Annotated in this window: 15 protein-coding genes; 10 read left to right on the top strand and 5 right to left on the bottom strand. The window is 68.6% G+C overall.

Annotated features, from left to right (window positions below; translation table 11 throughout):
- Positions 1 to 36 precede the first annotated feature (36 nt).
- From AP428_RS20705 to AP428_RS20720, 4 genes are all read left to right on the top strand, one after another.
- Positions 37 to 693, top strand: coding sequence for a LysE family translocator (locus AP428_RS20705; RefSeq protein WP_011547783.1), 657 nt, complete (start codon positions 37 to 39; stop codon positions 691 to 693).
- A 122-nt stretch (positions 694 to 815) separates the two neighbouring features.
- Positions 816 to 1991 carry a voltage-gated potassium channel protein gene (gene kch, locus AP428_RS20710; protein ID WP_011547784.1) on the top strand — a complete coding sequence of 392 codons (1176 nt, stop codon included), beginning with the start codon at positions 816 to 818 and terminating at the stop codon, positions 1989 to 1991.
- Positions 1992 to 2052: 61 nt separating this feature from the next.
- A complete protein-coding gene (locus tag AP428_RS20715; protein ID WP_006479118.1) occupies positions 2053 to 2484 on the top strand; it encodes a YqaA family protein in 432 nt (143 codons plus the stop codon).
- 138 nt (positions 2485 to 2622) lie between these two features.
- Positions 2623 to 4605 carry a methyl-accepting chemotaxis protein gene (locus tag AP428_RS20720; RefSeq protein ID WP_011547785.1) on the top strand — a complete coding sequence of 661 codons (1983 nt, stop codon included), beginning with the start codon at positions 2623 to 2625 and terminating at the stop codon, positions 4603 to 4605.
- Positions 4606 to 4646: 41 nt separating this feature from the next.
- On the opposite strand, the gene AP428_RS20725 is transcribed toward AP428_RS20720, so the two are convergent.
- Positions 4647 to 6299 (bottom strand): acyl-CoA synthetase, encoded by a 1653-nt coding sequence (locus AP428_RS20725; RefSeq protein WP_011547786.1) that lies wholly within the window; start codon positions 6297 to 6299, stop codon positions 4647 to 4649.
- A gap of 168 nt (positions 6300 to 6467) precedes the next feature.
- Here AP428_RS20725 and AP428_RS20730 point away from each other — a divergent pair, with 168 nt between their 5' ends.
- The 6 genes from AP428_RS20730 (at position 6468) to AP428_RS20755 (ending at position 15556) form a co-directional block, all read left to right on the top strand.
- Entirely contained in the window at positions 6468 to 7211 is a 744-nt protein-coding gene (locus AP428_RS20730) for a Crp/Fnr family transcriptional regulator (RefSeq protein ID WP_011547787.1), read from the top strand.
- A 184-nt stretch (positions 7212 to 7395) separates the two neighbouring features.
- Positions 7396 to 10563 carry an efflux RND transporter permease subunit gene (locus AP428_RS20735; protein WP_011547788.1) on the top strand — a complete coding sequence of 1056 codons (3168 nt, stop codon included), beginning with the start codon at positions 7396 to 7398 and terminating at the stop codon, positions 10561 to 10563.
- Positions 10564 to 10599: 36 nt separating this feature from the next.
- Complete coding sequence (locus tag AP428_RS20740) at positions 10600 to 11829, top strand: efflux RND transporter periplasmic adaptor subunit (protein WP_027812951.1); 1230 nt, start codon at positions 10600 to 10602, stop codon at positions 11827 to 11829.
- Between the two features lie 5 nt (positions 11830 to 11834).
- Positions 11835 to 13346: an efflux transporter outer membrane subunit gene (locus tag AP428_RS20745; RefSeq protein ID WP_011547790.1), complete on the top strand. Its 1512-nt coding sequence runs from the start codon at positions 11835 to 11837 to the stop codon at positions 13344 to 13346.
- A 33-nt stretch (positions 13347 to 13379) separates the two neighbouring features.
- Complete coding sequence (locus tag AP428_RS20750) at positions 13380 to 14075, top strand: heavy metal response regulator transcription factor (protein WP_011547791.1); 696 nt, start codon at positions 13380 to 13382, stop codon at positions 14073 to 14075.
- Positions 14072 to 15556 (top strand): heavy metal sensor histidine kinase, encoded by a 1485-nt coding sequence (locus tag AP428_RS20755; protein WP_011694724.1) that lies wholly within the window; start codon positions 14072 to 14074, stop codon positions 15554 to 15556. The genes AP428_RS20750 and AP428_RS20755 overlap by 4 nt, the downstream gene beginning before the upstream one ends.
- Positions 15557 to 15632: 76 nt before the next feature.
- Here the strand turns inward: AP428_RS20755 and AP428_RS20760 are convergent, their stop codons facing one another.
- The 4 genes from AP428_RS20760 to AP428_RS20775 all read right to left on the bottom strand — a co-directional run.
- A complete protein-coding gene (locus tag AP428_RS20760) occupies positions 15633 to 16673 on the bottom strand; it encodes a helix-turn-helix domain-containing protein (RefSeq protein ID WP_011547793.1) in 1041 nt (346 codons plus the stop codon).
- 144 nt (positions 16674 to 16817) lie between these two features.
- Complete coding sequence (locus AP428_RS20765) at positions 16818 to 18344, bottom strand: amidase (RefSeq protein ID WP_011547794.1); 1527 nt, start codon at positions 18342 to 18344, stop codon at positions 16818 to 16820.
- A gap of 55 nt (positions 18345 to 18399) precedes the next feature.
- The gene (locus AP428_RS20770) at positions 18400 to 19458 is read right to left on the bottom strand and encodes a phenylacetaldoxime dehydratase family protein (RefSeq protein WP_011547795.1); all 1059 of its coding nucleotides are present in this window, start codon (positions 19456 to 19458) and stop codon (positions 18400 to 18402) included.
- A gap of 96 nt (positions 19459 to 19554) precedes the next feature.
- The coding region (locus AP428_RS20775) for a transporter (protein ID WP_197285605.1) at positions 19555 to 20045 on the bottom strand (491 nt) is incomplete at its 5' end.

Below are 20045 nucleotides of genomic sequence, written 5' to 3' on the forward strand. Positions count from 1 at the left end.
GGCCGGTGCCTGCCTCCCCGCTCTTGCCCGTCCGTCATGTCGTTCAAGCTTTATCTGTCGTTCCTCGCTGCTTCCGTCGTCCTCATCTACGCGCCCGGCCCCGTCAACCTGCTCACGATGAACCAGGCGTTGCGCACCGGTTGGCGCCGCGCGCTGCCGTGCGTCTGGGGCGGCACGCTCGCCGTGCTGCTGCAACTCGCGCTGACCGCGCTGTGCCTCAATTCGCTGGTCCACCTCGATGAACACGCCCTGACCGTGCTGCGCTGGGCCGGCGCCGCGTATCTCGTCTGGCTCGGCGGCAAGCAATGGCTGAGCCGCACGCCGGCCGGCGCGGCCGCGGCGCCCGCCGAGACCGACGCAGGAACGGCCATCGCCGCGCCGGACGCCGACTCCGGACGCGCGCTGTTCTGGCGCGGCGTCGCGACTTCCGGGCTGAATCCGAAGACGCTGCTGTTCTTTCCGTCGTTCTTTCCGCAGTTCATCAGCCCGAACGCCGACTGGAGCCTGAACCTTCAATACCTGCTGCTCGCCGCGACGTTCGCGCTGCTGTTCGCGGGCGGCGTCGCATCGATGGCGCTGTTCTCGCACCGGCTGAGCCGCGCGTTGCAGCGGCCGGCGCGGATGCGTGCGATGAACCGCGTGACGGGCGGGCTGCTCGTCGGGATGGGCGCGATCATGGTCGGCTGGAACTGAACGGCCGCGCGGACGGGCTGCGTCGGCGCCGCTGCCAGGCGCCTCGAAAAAGCAGCCGGGCGCCGAATGCTTTAGGGTAGCGCCTGGTTCGTTGGACATGCCCGGGCCCGCCGGGCGACTGAATGAAGCACGTCACATCCCGCCTGCGGCGCCTGTTCGCGCCGATCGGCCTGCACTGGTATCTCGCCCTCCTGCTTGCGCTCGATGCGCTCATGGTGCTGCGCCCCGTCGTCGAGCACGCGCGGCTCGGTCTGCACCGCGCGTGGCTCGCCGATGCACTGAACCTCGTCGACAACATGGGGCTCGTCGTGCTGCCGCAGGTGGTCGTCGCGGCCGGCCTCGCGACGATGGCCATCGGCATCGTGCTGCGTGCCCGCGTCGCGTGGGTGTTGTCGATCCTGCTGCTGGTGGCGGCCGCCGCAATCAGCGTGCTCGGCGGCTATCGCAGCCACGCGGTGTTCGTCTATACGGCCGTGCTGGTCGTCGCGCTGCTGTACTACTGGCGGCACTTCGATCGCGCGAGCGTGGCCGCCAGCGGCCTGTTCGCGTTGCTGAGCATCGTGTCGCTGCTGATCTACGCCACTTTCGGCGTGCTCTATCTCGGCGACGAATTCACGCCGCCCGTCCACGATCTCGCCACCGCCGTCTATTTCTCGATCGTGTCGATGTCGACCGTCGGCTACGGCGACATCGTGCCGCACGCGCCGACCGCGCGCCTGTTCACCGCATCGGTGATCGTGCTCGGCATCACGGTGTTCGCGACGTCGATCAGCGCGGTCGTCGGCCCGGTGATCGGCGGCAATCTGAAACGGATCGTCAAGGGAGGTATTTCGAACGTGATCCGCAAGCATCATTTCCTAATCGTCGGCGCGACACCCGTCGCGCATGCGGTGCACGACGGGCTGCGCAAGCGCGGCTACGCGGTGACCGTCGTCGTGCCGGCCGGCGTCGAGCACAACTATCCGGCGGCGACCGACCTGATCGTCGGCGATGCGACCGACCATGCGGTGCTGGAAAGCGCCGGCGCGGCGACCGCGCGCGCGGTGCTCGCGCTGCGCTCGGATGACGCCGAAAACGCGTTCATCATCCTCGCGATCCGCGAGATCGCGCCGTCGGTGCGCACGGTCGCGCTCGTGAACCAGCAGCGCAACCTCGAGCGGCTGCGGCTGTTGAAGCCCGACATGGTGTTCTCGCCGCAGCAGCTCGCGGGCGAACTGCTCGCCAGCACGCTCAACGACGAACCGGTCGACAAGTCGATGATCTCGCACCTGCTGTTCGGCACGACGGATGCCGTGTGAGATCGTGAGCCGGTGACCGCGTGACCGGGGCCGGCCGCCGCACGGCCGGTACAATCGCGCGATGTCCGAATTGCTCACTTACGGCGGCCTGTTCGCCGTGTCGATGGTCGCCGCGACCCTGTTGCCGCTCCAGTCCGAAGCCGTGCTCGCCGGCCTGCTGCTCGCCGGACGCGAACCCGTGTGGGCGCTGGTGCTGGTCGCGAGCGTCGGCAACGTCGCCGGCTCGGCGATCAACTGGGCGCTCGGCCGCGGCATCGAGCATTTTCGCGAGCGCCGCTGGTTTCCGGTCAAGCCGTCCGCGCTCGCGCGCGCCGAGCGCTGGTACGCACGCTACGGCCGCTGGTCGCTGCTGCTGAGCTGGGCGCCGGTGATCGGCGATCCGCTGACGATGATCGCCGGCGTGCTGCGCGAGCCGCTGCCGACCTTTCTCGCGATCGTGACGATCGCGAAAGTCGGCCGCTATCTGGCCGTCGCGTGGCTCGTCATGCACTGACCCTCGCTTCCCCTTCGCCCGCCTGCGGGCCGTGATCCGCGACATCCGCTAAAGATTTCGCGAAAGTTGCCGTATTAACGGGACCACGAGCGGTGACGCGTGCGTTCCGCCTCCTCTCACTCCCACTCAGGATGTCTCATGAGAATGACCCAATTGGGCCGAGTGAGCGTCGGCGCGCGTCTGGCCGCGCTGGCGTGCGCGCTCGTCGCCCTGCTGTTTACCGTGTTCGCGTGGACCCTCGCCCATTTCGCCGGCCAGCAGCTCGCCGATGAAGCGCATAAGCGGATCGACGACAAGGAGCAGTCGATCCGCGCGATGGTCGACCTGTTCGACAAGGCGTTGACCGCCGAAGCCAACCGCTCGATGTCGCTGTTCGCGAGTTTCCTGCCGGCCGATTTCTCGCTCGACCCGGCGCGCACCGTCGACATCGGCGGCGTGGCCGCGCCGACCCTGCTCGCGGGCGGCCAGCCGCTCGACCTCGACTACTCGATTCCCGACCAGTTCCTGAAGAAAAGCGGCGCGATCGCGACGATCTTCGCGCGCGACGGCGACGATTTCGTGCGCATCACGACGTCGCTGAAGAAGCAGGACGGCGCGCGCGCCGTCGGCACCAAGCTCGACCGCGCCGGCCCCGCGTATGCGCCGCTGGTCGCCGGGCGCAGCTACACGGGCCTCGCGAAGCTGTTCGGCCGGTCGTACATCACGCAGTACAAGCCGGTGACCGACGCGACCGGCCGCGTGATCGGCGCGCTGTTCGTCGGCCTCGACATCGGCGCCGAGCTCAAGCTCGTCGAGGACGGCATCCGTGCGCTGAAGATCGGCGACAACGGCTACTACTTCGTGCTCGATGCGTCGCAAGGCCCGTCGCGCGGCACCTTCGTCGTGCATCCCGATGCGGCCGGCCAGCGTGCCGACGACACGCGCGCCCCCTACGCGCAGATGCTCGCGGCGGCCCAGGGCCGGCTCGCGTATACGTCGACCGACCCGGCCGCGCACGACGCCGGGCCGACCGCGAAATTCGTGTCGTTCACGACGATTCCGCAGTGGCAATGGCTCGTCGGCGGGATCGCGCTCGACGACGAGCTGCTGGCCACCATGCGCGCCACCCGCAACCGCTTCCTGATGATCGGCGCCGTGCTCGTCGCAGCGTTCGCGACGCTGTTCGTCATCGTCGTGCGGCGCGTGGTGAGCCGGCCGCTGGAAGCCGCCGCCCGCGCGTCCGAGCGCTATGCGGCGGGCGATCTCAGCGTGCGCATCCGCGACGGCGCGGCCGCGCACGGCAGCGCGGGCAACGACGAGATCGGCCGGCTCGTGCAGGCGGTCGACGGGATCGGCGACGGCCTCGCGCGGATCGTCGCGCAAGTGCGCAACGGCGCGGCCGACATCGCGCACGGCACGGTCGGCATCGCGGCCGGCAGCAGCGACATCGCCGCGCGGATCGCGACGCAGGCCAGCAGCGTCGAACAGACGGCCGCCAGCATGGAGCAGATCACCGCCGCCGTGCAGCAGAGCGCCGAGCATGCGGCGCAAGCCAACGCGCTGGTCGCGGATGCGTCGGCCGCCGCGACGAACGGCGACGCCGCGGTGCAGCGCGTGGTCGCGACGATGGACGACATCGGCCGCGCGACGCGCCGGATCGCCGAGATCACCGGCGCGATCGAAGGCATCGCGTTCCAGACCAACATCCTCGCGCTGAACGCGGCCGTCGAGGCCGCCCGCGCGGGCGAACACGGCAAGGGCTTCGCGGTGGTCGCGGCCGAGGTGCGCGCGCTCGCGCAGCGCAGCGCCGCCGCGGTCAAGGAGATCGACGCGCTGAGCGCCGAATCGTCGACGACGGTCGAACAGGGTTACCGGATCGCGGACGCCGCGCGCGGCACGATGCGCGACATCGTCGCGCGGGTCGACCAGGTGCGCACGCTGATCGGCGAGATCAGCGCCGCGTCGCGCGAACAATCGACCGGCATCGAGCAGGTGAATCTGGCCGTCACGCAGATCGGCGAAGCAACGCAGCAGAATGCGCTGCTGATCTCGGACGCCGAGCGCGCGGCCGTCGCGTTGCGCGAGCAGGCCGCGCAACTGTCGGACGCGGTCAGCGTGTTCCGGCTCGCACGCGACGCGTGACGAACGCCGGACGACGAACGATCGGCCGCGGCCGGCCTCGACTACTTCTTGTCGCCCGCCAGGTCGATCGCCTTGTCCGAACCGACCGCATGGCGCAACTGGAACTTCTGGATCTTGCCGGTCGAGGTCTTCGGCAGCTCGCCGAAGCGCACGGCCTTCGGCACCTTGAAGCCCGCGAGCAGTTGCCGGCAGTGCGCGACGATCTCTTCCTCGGTCGCGCTCGCGCCTTCGCGCAGCTCGACGAACGCGCACGGCACCTCGCCCCATTTCGGGTCGGGCATCGCGACGACGGCCGCGACGGCCACCGCCGGATGCCGGTACAGCGCGTCCTCGACCTCGATGCTCGAGATGTTCTCGCCGCCCGAGATGATGATGTCCTTCTTGCGATCCTTGATCCGGATATAGCCGTCCGGCATCAGCACCGCGAGATCGCCGGTATGGAACCAGCCGCCGTGGAACGCCTCGTCGGTCGCCTTCGGGTTCTTCAGGTAGCCCTTCATGCAGATGTTGCCGCGGAACATGATCTCGCCGAGCGTCTCGCCGTCGGCCGGCACCGGCGTCATCGTGTCGGGATCGAGCACCGTCGCGCCGGCCTCGAGGTGGTAGCGCACGCCCTGGCGCGCATTCAGCCGCGCGCGCTCCTCGTCGGACACGGCATCCCAGTGCGCCTGCTTCGCGCAGACGGTCGCCGGGCCGTAGACCTCGGTCAGCCCGTACACGTGCAGCAGGTCGAAGCCGATCTCCTTCATCTTCGCGATCACGGCCGGCGCAGGCGCCGCGCCCGCGACCATCGCATGCACCGTGTGGTCGATCCCCGCGCGCAACTCGGCCGGCGCGTTCGCGATCGCGCTCTGCACGATCGGCGCGCCGCAGTAATGCGTGATGCGCTCGCGGCGAATCAGGTCGAACACAGTCTTCGCGTCGAACTTGCGCAGGCACACGTTCACGCCCGCGCGCGCCGCGACGGCCCACGGGAAACACCAGCCGTTGCAGTGGAACATCGGCAGCGTCCACAGATACACCGCGTGCTTCGGCATGTCCCATTCGAGGATGTTGCTGATCGCCGCGAGATACGCGCCGCGATGGTGATAGACGACGCCCTTCGGGTCGCCGGTCGTGCCCGACGTGTAGTTCAGCGCGATCGCCTCCCATTCGTCGGCGGGCGGCGTCCATGCGTAGTCGGGGTCGCCGCCGGCCACGAACGCCTCGTAGTCGGTCGCGCCCGCGAAACGGTCGGGGTCGGCCGGCAGCGCGTCGGCCACGCTGACGATCTTCAGGCCCGGCAGCTCCAGCGCCGCGCGCTGCGCGACCTCCGCGTATTCGGTGTCGACGATCAGCACCTTCGCCTCGCCGTGACGCAGCATGAACAGCACCGACGACGCGTCGAGCCGCGTGTTGATCGTGTTCAGCACCGCGCCGGCCATCGGCACGCCGAAGTGCGCCTCGACCATCGCCGGGATGTTCGGCAGCAGCGCCGCGACCGTGTCGCCGCGCCCGACGCCGGCCTGCGCGAGCGCGCTCGCCAGCTGCTTCGCGCGGGTGCAGGTCTCGCCCCACGTGCGCCGCACGTCACCGTGCACGATCGCGAGGCGCTCGCCGTAGACTTCGGCCGCCCGGATCAGGAAATCGATCGGGGTGAGCGGCACGTAATTGGCATCGCGGCGGCCGAGCCCGGCCTCGAACATCTGCGTCATGATCCTGTCTCCCGTGTTCTGTCCACCGGGGCGCATGCACCCCGGATCGTTTTGATGTGGTTCAATTGCCGACAGCCTAACGGGCGCTATTGTGAGCCGTCTGTCATCGAAACGACAGAGTGCCGCTCGAGCGCTGCGCGTTATCCCTATCCTCGCAAACCCGCACCCATGCACGACCACCTCGACGCGGCCGCCGCCCCGGCCGACACGCTCCCCGAACCGGGCCCGCTGCCGCCGCTCGCGACGCTGTTCGGCCAGTGCGCGTGGTTTCGCACGCTGGCGCCCGAACACCAGGCGCGCGTGCTGGCCGAGTCGCACGTCGCGCAGTGCGAAGCCGGCGACGTGATCGCGCACCGGCTCGCGCCGTCCGAATACTGGATCGGCGTCCATCAGGGGTTGCTGAAGCTCGCGATCTTCAACGTGTCGGGGCGCGGCTGCACGTTCTCCGGGGTGCCGTCGGGCGGCTGGTTCGGCGAAGGCAGCGTGATCAAGCGCGAGCTGCGCAAGTACGAGGTCGTCGCGATCCAGCGCTCGACCGTGCTGTTCGTGCCGGTCGACACGTTCCATGCGCTGCTCGACACGAGCCTGCCGTTCACGCGCTTCGTGATTCATCAGTTGAACAACCGGATGGGCGAATTCATCGCGTCGATCCAGAACAGCCGGCTGCTCGACGTCGACGCGCGCGTCGCGCAGGCGCTCGCGCAGCTCTTCAATCCCGCGCTGTACCCGGACACCGGCCCGTCGCTGTCGATCTCGCAGGAGGAACTGGGGATGCTCGTCGGTGTGTCGCGCCAGCGGATCAACCAGGCGCTGCAGCAGCTCGAGAAGCTCGGCGCGCTGCGGCTCGCGTACAACCAGATCGACGTCGTCGATCTCGACGCGCTCGCGCGCTTCGGCATGGAGCAGCTGTGAGCGCCGCCCGATGCGCGAAACCGTCGCGATCGCGACGACGCATTCCGTCTGCGGAATCGGCCGACGGACGCCACGCCCCAACCTGACAATTCCGCCAGTTTCGCGACAGTAACCCGTCGCGGGCCGACGCCTATCATTCGGGTTCCCTTCACCGCCGCCGATCACCGCCTGCCCCGCCGCCTTCATGTGGATCGTCAATCTCGCGCTCAGGCGCCCCTACACGTTCATCGTCATGGCCATCATGATCGTGCTGGCCACCCCGCTGGCGCTGATGCGCACGCCGGTCGACGTGCTGCCCGCGATCAACATCCCCGTGATCAGCGTGATCTGGAATTACAGCGGCTTCTCCGCGACGGAGATGACGAACCGCATCACGTCCGTGCATGAACGCATCCTGACGACGACCGTCAACAACATCCAGCACGTCGAATCGACGTCGCTGCCCGGCATCGCGGTCGTGAAGGTGTTCCTGCAACCCGGCGCGAACGTGCAGACGGCGATCGCGCAGACGGTGTCATCCGCGCAGGCGATCGTGCGGCAGATGCCGCAGGGCGCGACGCCGCCGCTCGTGATCACCTATTCCGCGTCGAGCATTCCGGTGATCCAGCTCGGACTGTCGAGCCAGACGCTCAGCGAGCAGTCGCTCGCCGACATCGCGCTCAACTTCCTGCGCCCGCAGCTGATCACGGTGCCGGGCGTGCAGATCCCGTTCCCGTACGGCGGCCGCACCCGCGTGGTCGCGATCGACCTCGACCCGCAGGCGCTGCAGGCGAAGGGGCTCACGCCGGCCGACATCGTCAACGCGGTCAACGCGCAGAACCTCGTGCTGCCGACCGGCACCGCGAAGATGGGCCAGACCGAATACCGGATCGACACGAACGCGTCGGCCGATACGGTCGCCGACATCAGCAACCTGCCGGTCCAGACGATCAACGGCGCGACGACCTACCTGCGCGAAGTCGCGGCGGTGCGCGACGGCTTCGCGCCGCAGACCAACGTCGTGCGCCAGAACGGCCAGCGCGGCGTGCTGATCTCGATCCTGAAAAGCGGCGACGCGTCGACGCTCAAGGTCGTGTCGGACCTGAAGGCGCTGCTGCCGAAGGTGATCCCGACGCTGCCCGAGGGGCTCACGATCACGCCGCTGTTCGACCAGTCGGTGTTCGTCAACGCGGCCGTCCAGGGCGTGATCCACGAGGCGCTGATCGCCGCCGTACTGACCGCGATGATGATCCTGCTGTTCCTCGGCAACTGGCGCAGCACGCTGATCATCGCGATTTCGATCCCGCTGTCGATCTTCACGTCGCTGATCGCGCTGTCCGCGCTCGGCGAGACCATCAACATCATGACGCTGGGCGGCCTCGCGCTCGCGGTCGGCATTCTCGTCGACGACGCGACCGTCACGATCGAGAACATCGAGCGGCACCTGCATCTGGGGACGAACCTGCACGATGCGATCCTCGAAGGCGCGGGCGAGATCGCGGTGCCCGCACTGGTGTCGACGCTGTGTATCTGCATCGTGTTCGTGCCGATGTTCTTCCTGACCGGCGTTGCGCGCTTCCTGTTCGTGCCGCTCGCGGAAGCCGTGGTGTTCGCGATGCTCGCGTCGTACGTGCTGTCGCGCACGCTGGTGCCGACGCTCGCGATGCTGCTGTTCCGCCCGCAGCAGGCGAACACCGGCGCCGATCATTCGACGTCGCGCTTCGCACGCATCCATCACGCGTTCAACCATGCGTTCGAACGGCTGCGCGCGTGGTACATCGTGCTGCTCACTATCCTGCTCGTGCGCCGCCGCTTCTACGCGCTGTGCTTCCTCGGCTTCTGCGTGCTGTCGACCGGCCTCGTGTTCATGCTCGGCCGCGATTTCTTCCCGAACGCCGATTCCGGCAACCTCCGGCTGCACGTGCGCGCGCCGACCGGCTACCGGATCGAGGAAACCGCGCGGCTCGCCGACCAGGTCGAGCGCGTGATCCGCGCAACCGTGCCGCCCGACGAGCTCGGCGCGATCGTCGACAACCTCGGCCTGCCGGTGAGCGGCATCAACCTGTCGTACAGCAACGCCGGCACGATCGGCACGCTCGACGGCGAACTGCTGATCGCGCTGAAACCCGGCCACCGCGCGACCGGGCACTACGTACAGACGCTGCGCACGCTGCTGCCGCAGCGCTTCCCGGGCGTCGAGTTCTTCTTCCAGCCGTCGGACATCATCACGCAGATCCTCAACTTCGGGCAGCCGGCCGCGATCGACGTGCAGGTGCTCGGCAACGATCTCGCGAGTAACATGACCATTGCGAGCAGCCTGATGAAAAAGATCAGGCAAATCCCCGGCGCCGTCGACGTGCACGTGCTGCAACGCAACGACGAGCCGACCCTGCTGGCCGACATGGACCGTACGCGCATGCAGCAGCTCAATCTCTCCGCGCAGAACGTCGCGCAGAACATGCTGATCTCGCTGTCGGGGAGTTCGCAGACGACGCCGTCGTTCTGGATCAACCCGCGCACCGGCGTCCAGTACCCGCTGCAGATCCAGACCCCGCAATACAACCTGTCGTCGGTCGACGACCTGCTCGGCACGCCGATCTCCGCGAGCGGCCGCACCGGCACGCCGCTGCAGCTGCTCGGTAATCTCGTGCAGGTCCGCAGTACCGTGAACCCGGCCGTGATCACGCACTACAACATCCGCCCGGCGATCGACGTGTACGTGAGCGTCGAGGGCCGCGATCTCGGCGCGGTCGCGGGCGAGATCGACCGCATCGTGGCCGACGCGCGCGCGACGCTGCCGCGCGGCACCGACCTCACGATGCGCGGCCAGATCGAGACGATGCGCACGTCGTACATCGGCCTCGGCGCGGGCGTCGCGATGGCGATCGTGCTCGTCTACCTGCTGATCGTCGTCAATTTCCAGTCGTGGCTCGACCCGCTGATCATCATCAGCGCGATGCCTGCCGCGCTCGCCGGCATCGCGTGGATGCTGTTCATCACCGGCACGCACCTGAGCGTGCCCGCGTTGACGGGCGCGATCATGACGGTCGGCGTCGCGACCGCGAACAGCATCCTGGTCGTGTCGTTCGCGCGGCAACGCCTCGCGGCGGGCGCGCCGCCGCTCACGGCCGCGCTGGAGGCCGGCGCGACCCGCATCCGGCCGGTGCTGATGACGGCGCTCGCGATGATCATCGGGATGGTGCCGATGGCGCTCGGTCTCGGCGAAGGCGCCGAGCAGAATGCGCCGCTCGGCCGCGCGGTGATCGGCGGGCTGCTGTTCGCGACCGTTTCGACGTTGCTGTTCGTGCCGCTCGTGTTCGGCGGCGTGCATGCGCGGCTGGCCCGGCGGCGTGCGCGCCAGGCCGGACACTGACTTTCGCCCCACTACCCGGTTGAACTGGTTGAATTCATGGAAGAGAAACATCACAGCGCCGTCGGCATCCAGGTGGACGAACACGGCATGCACCTGCCGGCGCGCGCGTCGGTGTCGCGGCGCGGACGGATCGTCCTGATCGTGATCGGCGTGCTGCTCGCGGCGGGCGCCGCGCGCACCATCGTCGTCAACGTGCTGAACCAGCATCGCCTCGACGCGGTCGCCGCGCAGAACACGCGCCAGTACGTGAGCGTCGTGCATCCGGTCGACGCGGCCACCGGCGGCAAGCTGACGCTGCCCGGCACGCTGCGCGGCTTCGTCGAGGCGCCGATCTATGCGCGCGCCAGTGGCTACGTGCTGCGCTGGCAGGCCGATATCGGCGCGCACGTGAAGCAGGGACAAACGCTCGCCGAACTCGACACGCCGGAGCTGAACCAGGAACTGGCGCAGGCCACCGCGCAGCGCCAGCAGGCGCAAGCCGCGCTCGCGCTCGCGAAGACGTCGTTCGACCGCGCGCAGCAGTTGCGCCAGCGCGATGCCGTGTCGCAGCAGGAACTCGACGACCGGCAAGGCGCGTTCAGCCAGGGCAGCGCGAACCTCGCGGCGGCCGATGCGAACATGCGCCGCCTCACCGAGCTGAAGGGCTTCCAGCGGATCGTCGCGCCGATCGACGGGATCGTCACGCAGCGCAACGTCGACGTCGGCGATCTCGTCAATTCCGGCAACGCGGGCCGCTCGCTGTTCACGGTCGTGCAGGCCGACCGGCTGCGCCTGTACGTGCAGGTGCCGCAGGCGTATGCGCAGCAGGTGAAGGTCGGCCAGCACGTGAGCGTCGCGCAGGCCGAGCTGCCGGGGCGCACTTTCGACGGGACGATCACGCGCACGTCGCAGGCGATCGACGTCGCGACGCGTTCGCTGCAGATTGAGATCACGCTGCCGAATCCGGACGGGCGGCTGCTGCCCGGCGCGTACGTGCAGGCGACGCTGCCGATGACGCCGGTCGGCCGCCTGCAGGTGCCGGCCAATACGCTGCTGTTCCGCGCCGAAGGCCCGACGGTCGCCGCCGTCGATGCGAACGGCCAGGTCCGGCTGAAACAGGTGACGGTCGTGCGCACGATCGGCCAGACGCTCGAAGTCGACGGGCCGATCACGCCGAACGACCGCCTCGTCGCGAACCCGAGCGACGCGCTCGCGACCGGCGACCGGGTCGTCGTGCAGGCGCCGGCGGCACAGCCCGCCTCGGCGGTCGCGGGGGCGAAGTCGTGATCGCGATGCGCCCCCGCGTGCACCCGGCCGCGATCGGCGCCGTGGCGATCGTCGCGGCCGCGGTGCTCGCCGGCTGCACGGTCGGCCCGGATTACCGGCGCCCGCCCGTCGATACGCCGGCCGCGTGGCGGCTCGACCCGGCCGACGCATACTGGCAGCCGGCCGCGCCGGCCCGCGCGCCGCTCGATCCCGCCTGGTGGACCGCGTTCGGCGACGCCCAGCTCGACGCACTGGAAGCCGACGCGCTGCGCAACAACCAGAACCTGAAGGCGATGGCCGCGCGCTACGACCAGGCGAAGGCGACGCTCGCGTCGGTGGCGTCCGCGCAGTATCCGGCCGTCGGGCTGAACGCAAGCGGCCAGCGCTTCAAGATCTCCGCCGACCGGCCGCAGACCAACTACGCGACGCAGAGCATGTCGACCGTGCAGAACGACATCCAGGTGGGCGCGGCGGTCAGCTACGAACTCGACCTGTTCGGCCGCGTGCGGCGCAACGTCGAAGCCGCGCAGGCCAGCACCGAGCAGTCGCGTGACGATTTCGCAAACGCGCGCCTCGTGCTGAGCGCCGACCTCGCGTCGAGCTATTTCACGCTGCGCGAGCTCGACACCGAGATCGACGTCGTCAAGCGCTCGATCGACCTGCAACAGAAGGCGCTCGATTACGTCAGCGCGCGCCACGACCTCGGCGCGGTGTCGGGCCTCGACCTGTTGCAGCAGCGCGCGCAGCTCGACGCGACCCGCACGCAGGCGCAATTGCTGATCCAGCAACGCGCGCAGGTCGAAACCGCGATCGCGACGCTGGTCGGTACGCCGGCTCCCGCCTTCTCGCTGCCGCCGCGCGTGGTGCCGATCAACGCGCCCGCGCTGCCGACCGGGATGCCGAGCGACCTGCTGCAGCGGCGCCCCGACGTCGCGTCGGCCGAGCGCGCGATGGCCGCCGCGAACGCGCAGATCGGCGTCGCGCGCGCCGCGTATTTCCCGCGTATCACGCTGTCGCCGGACATCGGCTGGGACGCGACCCGCTTCGCGGGCCTGTTCACCGTGCCGGCACTGCTGTGGTCGGTTGGCGGCTCGCTCAGCCAGCCGCTGTTCGAGGGCGGCAAGCTGAAGGCCGGCGTCGATTTCGCGCAGGCCGGCTACGTCGCCGCGCAGGCCAGCTACCGGCAGACCGTGCTCACCGCGTTCCAGGAGGTGCAAAATGCGGTGACCGGCCTGTCGGTGCTCGCGCAGGCCGCGCAGCAGGCTTCCGCGGCCGTCGACGACGCGCGCAAGCTCGTATCGCTTGCGCAGGACCGCTACGCGGGCGGCCTGACGCCGTTCATCGACGTGCTGACGGCCCAGCAGCAGTTGCTGACGAGCGAGCGCCAGGCCGTGCAGATCCAGGGCCAGCGCGCGGCGCTCGTGGTGTTTCTCGCGAAGGCGCTCGGCGGCGGCTGGGACGGCGATGCGGCGAGCGGCCTGGCGCCGTCCGACGTCGCGTCGGCGGCCCCGCAGCGCGGCGCGGGTGTCGGCCCTTGACCCGCCCTTAACCCGGTTACGCGGAAAACGAACATGAAAGTACTGATCGTCGAGGACGAACCGAAAGTCGTCGAATACCTGAAGAGCGGCCTGACCGAGGAAGGCTGGGTCGTCGATACCGCGCTCGATGGCGAGGACGGCGCGTGGAAAGCCGTCGAATTCGACTACGACGTGGTCGTGCTCGACGTGATGCTGCCGAAGCTCGACGGCTTCGGCGTGCTGCGTGCATTGCGCGCGCAGAAGCAGACTCCCGTGATCATGCTGACCGCGCGCGATCGCGTCGACGACCGCGTGCGGGGCTTGCGCGGCGGCGCCGACGACTACCTGACCAAGCCCTTCTCGTTCCTCGAACTGATCGAACGGCTGCGTGCGCTGACGCGCCGCGCCCGCGTGCAGGAATCGACGCTGATTTCGATCGGCGACCTGCGCGTCGACCTGATCGGCCGCCGCGCGACCCGCGACGGCGCGCGGCTCGACCTGACCGCGCAGGAATTCCAGCTGCTCGGCGTGCTCGCGCGGCGCAGCGGCGAGGTGCTGTCGAAGACGACCATTGCCGAGCTCGTGTGGGACGTGAACTTCGACAGCAATGCGAACGTCGTCGAGACGGCGATCAAGCGCCTGCGCGCGAAACTCGATGGCCCCTTCGCGGAGAAGCTGCTGCACACGATCCGCGGGATGGGCTACGTGCTCGAGGCGCGCGAGGACGGCGACACGGAGCGGCGCGCATGAAACGCTCGATCATCCTGCGGCTCTCGGCGATGTTCGGCATCGTGTCGCTGCTCGTGTTCACGCTGGTCGGCTGCGGGCTGTTCGTGATGATGGAGCGCCAGCTGTTCGCCGAATTGCGCGCGACGATCGACACGCGCGCCAAGGTCGCCGCGATGATCGTGTCGCACGCGACCACGGCCGCGCGCGGCCGCCTGATGCAGGAAAAACTCGCCGATCTCGAACCGCCCGACGGCTCGACGCACTACCAGGTGATCAGCGACAACCCCGCGTTCCGCTTCGGCAGCCCCGTCGACGGCGTGCCGCTCGATCCGCCGTTCGGCGCGTTCCAGCGCTACCAGCTCAACGACAGCAGCTACGCGGTGATGACGAAGACCATCACGCTGGCCGGCGCCGGCGAGCGGCCGACGCTGCAACTGGTCGTCGCGACGACGTGCGAACGGACGCAGCGGATGCTGCGCCGCTTCGGCTGGACGCTGGCCGCGCTGATCGCGACGGCCACCGTCATCACGCTGCTGCTGAGCCGCGCGGTCGCGCGCTTCGGGCTCGCGCCGCTCGACCGGCTGTCGCAGGACGCGGCGAGCGTCAGCGCGACAAACCGCCGCCAGCGGCTGCACACCGACGCGCTACCCACCGAGTTGCGCGATCTCGCCACGTCGTTCAACGGCGCGCTCGAACGCATCCAGCAAACCTACGCGCGGCTCGAAGCGTTCAACGCGGACGTCGCGCACGAGCTGCGCACGCCGATCAGCATCCTGATCGGCCAGACCCAGGTCGCGCTGACGAGCCGCGACCGTTCCGTCGACCGGATGCGCCAGACGCTGCAATCGAACCTCGAGGAATTCGAGCGGCTGCGCGTGATCATCAACGACATGCTGTTCCTGTCGCGCAGCGACCGCGGCGAGCGCGCGAGCGACCTGAAGGACGTGTCGCTCGCCGACGAGGTGCGGCGCATGCTCGACTTCCTCGAAATCCCGCTCGACGAGGCGCAGTTGCGTGCCGAACTGCACGGCGACGCGCGCGCGGCCGTCGATCCGTCGCTGTTCCGCCGCGCGATGACGAACCTGCTGATCAACGCGATCCAGCATTCGGCGCCCGGCGCGACGCTGAACGTGACGATCACGCGCCGCGACACGCTCGTCGAGATGGCCGTGTCGAACCCCGGCGAGCCGATCGACCCCGTGCAGCGCTCGCACGTGTTCGAGCGCTTCTACCGGCTCGAGGAAGCGCGCGCGAACAGCAAGGAAAACCATGGGCTCGGACTGTCGATCGTCAAGGCCGTGGCCGAGATGCACGGCGGCGGCGTGTTCGTCGCGTGCTCGGGCGGCGTCAATACGTTCGGCTTCTCGGTGTCGACGCAGCCGTCCCCGGGCGGGCCGCTGCGTCCGGCCGACGCCGCCGGGCCGGCCGAATCGACCGATTCGGCGGCGTCGACCGATCCGCACGGCGCTCGCCCGACGCACGCGCCGCGCGCGTTGCACTGACGGCGGCCGCGCCCGTCGACGTCCAGCCGCCTCCGATCGGCGCCTGCCTGCCGCGAACGCGGCCCAGGACGGCGCGTTACGCGCGCGGCTTGCCGCCCTGCTCGCGCCACGCCCGCGGCGACATCGCGAACCGCTCCCGAAACACGCGACTGAAATGCGACATGTCGTTGAATCCCCAGCGCAACGCGATATCGGACACGCGCAGCACCGCGCATTGCGGATTCGCAAGATCCTGCGCGCACCGTTCGAGCCGCAGGTTCAATACATAACGCATCAGCGACGTGTTCTCGGCTTCGAACAGCTTGTTGATGTACCGCGACGACATCCCGATCGACTGCCCGATCATCATCGGGCTCAGCTCCGGATCGTGCAGGTGCTCGAGCAGATGCCGCTTCACACGCGTCAGCGTCAACGCCTTCATCCTCGATTGCGCGAGGTCGTTGCGCTGCATGCCGCCGAGCGTCATCGCGATCAGCGAGATCGCGGTATCCGACAACTGCCGCATCTCGTCCTCGGTCACGCTGCGGATCTGCGACGACATCTGTTCGAGAAACGCGCGCATGACGCTGCCGACGCCCGCGCCGGTGTGCGTCGGGCATGCCGTGCGGTGTTCCATCCCGACGACGAGCTGGTTCAGGGTCGCGCGGGGAATGCTGACGACGATCTCGCGCCACGACTGGCCGAACTGCAGGTGGTGCGGCCGGGTCGCGTCGTAGATCGCAAAATCCCCCGGGTGCAGCGTGACGATCTTGCCGTCCTGCTCGACCGATTGGCTGCCCTCGAGCATCAATACGCCGAAATACTTGTCTTCATACTCGCTGCGCGCCTGGCGATAGCGCCGACTCACGGCCTGTTCGCTGGCGTAGATTTCCGAGATCCGCATCTTTTCGCATTTGCGCTGCCGCACCTGGCCGAAGAAATCGGCTTTCTGCACGGCCGCGATCTGCACGTCCGCGAACAAACGCAGAATCGTCTCGCGCCAGAACTCGATACGCTGGCTGACCGAGCCGTCGGTCGCCACTTCGATCGCCGAATTCGTCCATTCGCCCGGCGGGCCGTCGGACGCCGGGCCGGGCGCGTCGCCGCTTGCGGCGCGCGGGAAAGGACGCATCGTCATGGTCGTGCCCCACATGGGTTAGCCAACACGCAACCGGTAGCGTGCCCGTTCAAAAGCGCATTGTCCAATCGGCAACCGTGCAGGCCGCGTTGCCGGTCGGACCGACAGGCGGCGCGGCGGCGATGCGCGGCCGCGCCGGACATGTCATGCGAAGGTCGTCTGGCGCCAGTCGGAAGACTGTTCGTACGCATACGCGCAGCGGTAGAGCGTCGCCTCGTCGAAACGGCGCCCGACCAGTTGCAGCCCGATCGGCAGATCGTCGGCTACCCCGCACGGCAGCGACATCGCCGGGTGCCCGGACACGTCGAACGGCGCGGTATTCGTGAGCATCTCGAACGCCCGCGTCAGCGACTCGGACATCGCACAGTCGGGCTTCGGCAGTTCCGACGCGCGCATCGGGACGGTCGGCATCAGCAATACGTCATACGATTGCAGCGCCGTGTCGTAAGCCGACCGCAAGCGTCGCGCGAGGTTCTGGCACTTCGCGTAGTAGCGCCCGCGATACCGGCTCGTGAAATATTCGCCGAGCAGCATCGTCACCTTCACGGTATCCGGCAGCTCGTCGGCGCGCTCGCGCCAGCCCGCGTGATGATCGATCATGCCGGTCACGTACAGACCGCCCCAGTTGAAACCGTGGCTGTTGCCCTTCATCATCTGCTGCGTCGCGCCCTCGGCCGCAATCGGCAGCCAGATCGCGGTGCCGGCCGCATGCAGCGGCACCGACACTTCGTCGACGTTCGCGCCCAGCTTGCGCAACCGGAGGGCGGCGACCCGCACGGCCTCGTCGACCACTTTCTCCGAATTCGCGAGCCCGAACGCCTCGCGCAGAATGCCGATCCGTAGGCCCGCGATGCCGTCGCGGATCGCGCCGAGATAATCGGCGCGCGGCGGCAACATCCGTTGGCGCGGATCGAGCCCGTCGTCGCCCGCGATGACATCGAGCAGCAGCGCGTTGTCGAGCACGCTGCCCGTCATCGGCCCGAGATGATCGACGGTCGCCTCGATCGGCATCGCACCGGTGTACGGCACGAGCCCGTGCGTCGGCTTCATCCCGTAGATGCCGCAATAGGCGGACGGGATTCGCACCGAGCCGCCCTGGTCGCCGCCGAGCGCCATGTCGACCTCGCCGCTCGCGACCAGCGCGCCGCAGCCGGACGACGAGCCGCCGGACGAGTGTCCGGCCTTGCGCGGATTGTGTACCGGCCCCGACGCGCTCGTGTGCGAGCCGCCGGAAAAGCAGTAGTACTCGCAGGTCGCCTTGCCGGCGATCGTCGCGCCGGCGTCGAGCACCCGCGTGACGACGGTCGCATCGATATCGGGCACGTAGCCCTCGAACGTGCTCGCGCCATTGCGCATCGGCACGCCGGCGACGCAGATGTTGTCTTTCACGGCCACCGCCTTGCCGCGCAGCTTGCCGTCGGCGGCACCGTGGATCGTGCTCTTGCGCGCCCATGCGCCGTAGCGGTTCTCGTCGCCTTCCGGGCGGTAGCCGGGCGTGCGCGGATACGCGACGACGGGCAGATGGTCGGGCAGCGCGTCGATCACGTCGTACGCGTCGAAGTTCGCCTGCAGCGCATCGTCGTATTCGGCGAGTTGGCGGGCATCGACATGAAAGCCGAAGCCGGCTGCAATGTCGGACAGTTGTTCGCGGGTCGGGCGTTTGATGGCCATCGACGTTCTCCAGTTCGGTAAGCGGCGCCGCCAGCCTGGGCGGCGCCGGCGGGATTCAGCGCGCGATGGCGACGGCGTCGCGCATCAGTCCGGTGCGCGGATGGCAGTTCACGTATTCGTAGACCTGATGCTTTGCGTCGAAGACGGAAACTTCGTGATACAGCCGCAGTTTCGACAGCCCGGTCACGACGCGGAAGAACGTGACGAAGATCCGCAGGTGCGTCGGATGGGATTCGGCCCACCGCTCAAGGCGGTCGAGCGAGCGCCAGTGGCCGATGTTGTAACTCTCGTCGAGCAGGTTGCCGTCGAGATCGATCGAGCGCACGTAGCGGTTGCTGTAGCAGCCGACCTCCTTGCCGTTGTCGCGCAGGAACTCCATTCCGCTGCGCAACGTCGGCTCGATCTCCTCGAGATACAGTCGGCGCTCGTCGCTCTCCGCCGCGCGCCAGTCCTGACCGGACCGAATCAGCGCGATGTTGTCGTGTGCCAGTACGACCACACGGCCGCCGCGCGCCGGATCGCCGTCGACGATGCGCAACTCGCCGTTCGCGTTCATCCAGTCCGTCTGCGAGATCGGGAACCGGTCACGCATCGATCCCCAGTAGCCGTGCTCCTCGATCTCGCCGCTGACGCCGTCCATGATCGCGCCGACGCCGGGGAAATCGCTCGTAAATGCGTAAAGCGTCTCGAACTGCTCGGCGCGCGGCGCGACGATTTCCCGGAAGTAGCCGATCCCGTCCGCGAGGCGTGCGTCGGAGGCCCACCATTCGACGAGCGCCGGCGACGCGATCCAGCGCGCATACGCGGCCGGATCGCGCCAGTAGCCGACGGCAATCAGGTTCTCGTAGCCCTGATCGTCGGTGTGTTGCGTCAGGTCGAAGTTGTTCGGGCCGTCCTGCATACCGAAATCGGCGACGATCCGGCGCAACGCGGCCAGTGCCGCCGCGCGCTTGTCGGCGCCGCTGTATTGCACGCCGAAATAGCCCATCACGACCTGGTTCAGGTCTTCGGCGGCCCGGGCGACGTACATCGGGAACGGCGGCTGGTAATCGTCGGCGACGCGGCGCGACAGCGTCCGCGGGCAGATCAGGTGTTTGTCGATGGCGGATTCCATGCGTGACCTCTCTGGAAAGGGAATCGGGTGTCGAGGGTTCGACGTTGGGGGACACGGAGCGGCATGCACCGGCCATACCCTGGTGCATGCGGGTCGTCAGAAGATGTGCGCGTAACGCAGGCCGGCGAGCACGCTGTTCTTCGGACCGTTGCGCACGCTCAGGTCGGTGCCGAGCTGGATTTGCACCTGGTCGGCCTTCGTCACGAACTTCGCCGCGGTGATCCGCAGGCGCGTCGTACGCAGCGCGTCGTTGTTGTCCGCGCCGTCGACGCTCGTTTCACCGCCCCAGAGCTGGGTAATGCCGATGCCGAGCGACGTGCCTAGATCGGGCATGTAACGCACCATCGCCTGTGCGCTGTAGCTCATCCGCTGATGCAGCGTCGCACCGCTCGCGCCATACGACGTGTTGTTGCCGTACCAGATCGCGTCGCCGACGAGATCGAGTGCCCACTGCGGCGAAAAGTGCTTGACGTAGGCTGCCTGGAAATCGAGCGACCAGCGGTTGGCGCCGAGATTGAGGCCGCGGTTCTGGTCGTAACTCCCGGTCGGCGCGTAAACGTAGACCGTCGCGGCGACGACGTCCTTCG

Origin of the sequence: Burkholderia sp. E168m22, from assembly GCF_001319805.1 — a bacterium.
In the GTDB taxonomy this organism is placed as follows: domain Bacteria; phylum Pseudomonadota; class Gammaproteobacteria; order Burkholderiales; family Burkholderiaceae; genus Burkholderia; species Burkholderia orbicola.

Bases quoted from the DNA above. Each gene is read 5' to 3' on its own strand.
- AP428_RS20705 (WP_011547783.1), top strand. From the start codon at position 37: ATGTCGTTCAAGCTTTATCTGTCGTTCCTCGCTGCTTCCGTCGTCCTC.
- kch (WP_011547784.1), top strand. From the start codon at position 816: ATGAAGCACGTCACATCCCGCCTGCGGCGCCTGTTCGCGCCGATCGGC.
- AP428_RS20715 (WP_006479118.1), top strand. From the start codon at position 2,053: ATGTCCGAATTGCTCACTTACGGCGGCCTGTTCGCCGTGTCGATGGTC.
- AP428_RS20720 (WP_011547785.1), top strand. From the start codon at position 2,623: ATGAGAATGACCCAATTGGGCCGAGTGAGCGTCGGCGCGCGTCTGGCC.
- AP428_RS20725 (WP_011547786.1), bottom strand. From the start codon at position 6,299: ATGACGCAGATGTTCGAGGCCGGGCTCGGCCGCCGCGATGCCAATTAC.
- AP428_RS20730 (WP_011547787.1), top strand. From the start codon at position 6,468: ATGCACGACCACCTCGACGCGGCCGCCGCCCCGGCCGACACGCTCCCC.
- AP428_RS20735 (WP_011547788.1), top strand. From the start codon at position 7,396: ATGTGGATCGTCAATCTCGCGCTCAGGCGCCCCTACACGTTCATCGTC.
- AP428_RS20740 (WP_027812951.1), top strand. From the start codon at position 10,600: ATGGAAGAGAAACATCACAGCGCCGTCGGCATCCAGGTGGACGAACAC.
- AP428_RS20745 (WP_011547790.1), top strand. From the start codon at position 11,835: ATGCGCCCCCGCGTGCACCCGGCCGCGATCGGCGCCGTGGCGATCGTC.
- AP428_RS20750 (WP_011547791.1), top strand. From the start codon at position 13,380: ATGAAAGTACTGATCGTCGAGGACGAACCGAAAGTCGTCGAATACCTG.
- AP428_RS20755 (WP_011694724.1), top strand. From the start codon at position 14,072: ATGAAACGCTCGATCATCCTGCGGCTCTCGGCGATGTTCGGCATCGTG.
- AP428_RS20760 (WP_011547793.1), bottom strand. From the start codon at position 16,673: ATGACGATGCGTCCTTTCCCGCGCGCCGCAAGCGGCGACGCGCCCGGC.
- AP428_RS20765 (WP_011547794.1), bottom strand. From the start codon at position 18,344: ATGGCCATCAAACGCCCGACCCGCGAACAACTGTCCGACATTGCAGCC.
- AP428_RS20770 (WP_011547795.1), bottom strand. From the start codon at position 19,458: ATGGAATCCGCCATCGACAAACACCTGATCTGCCCGCGGACGCTGTCG.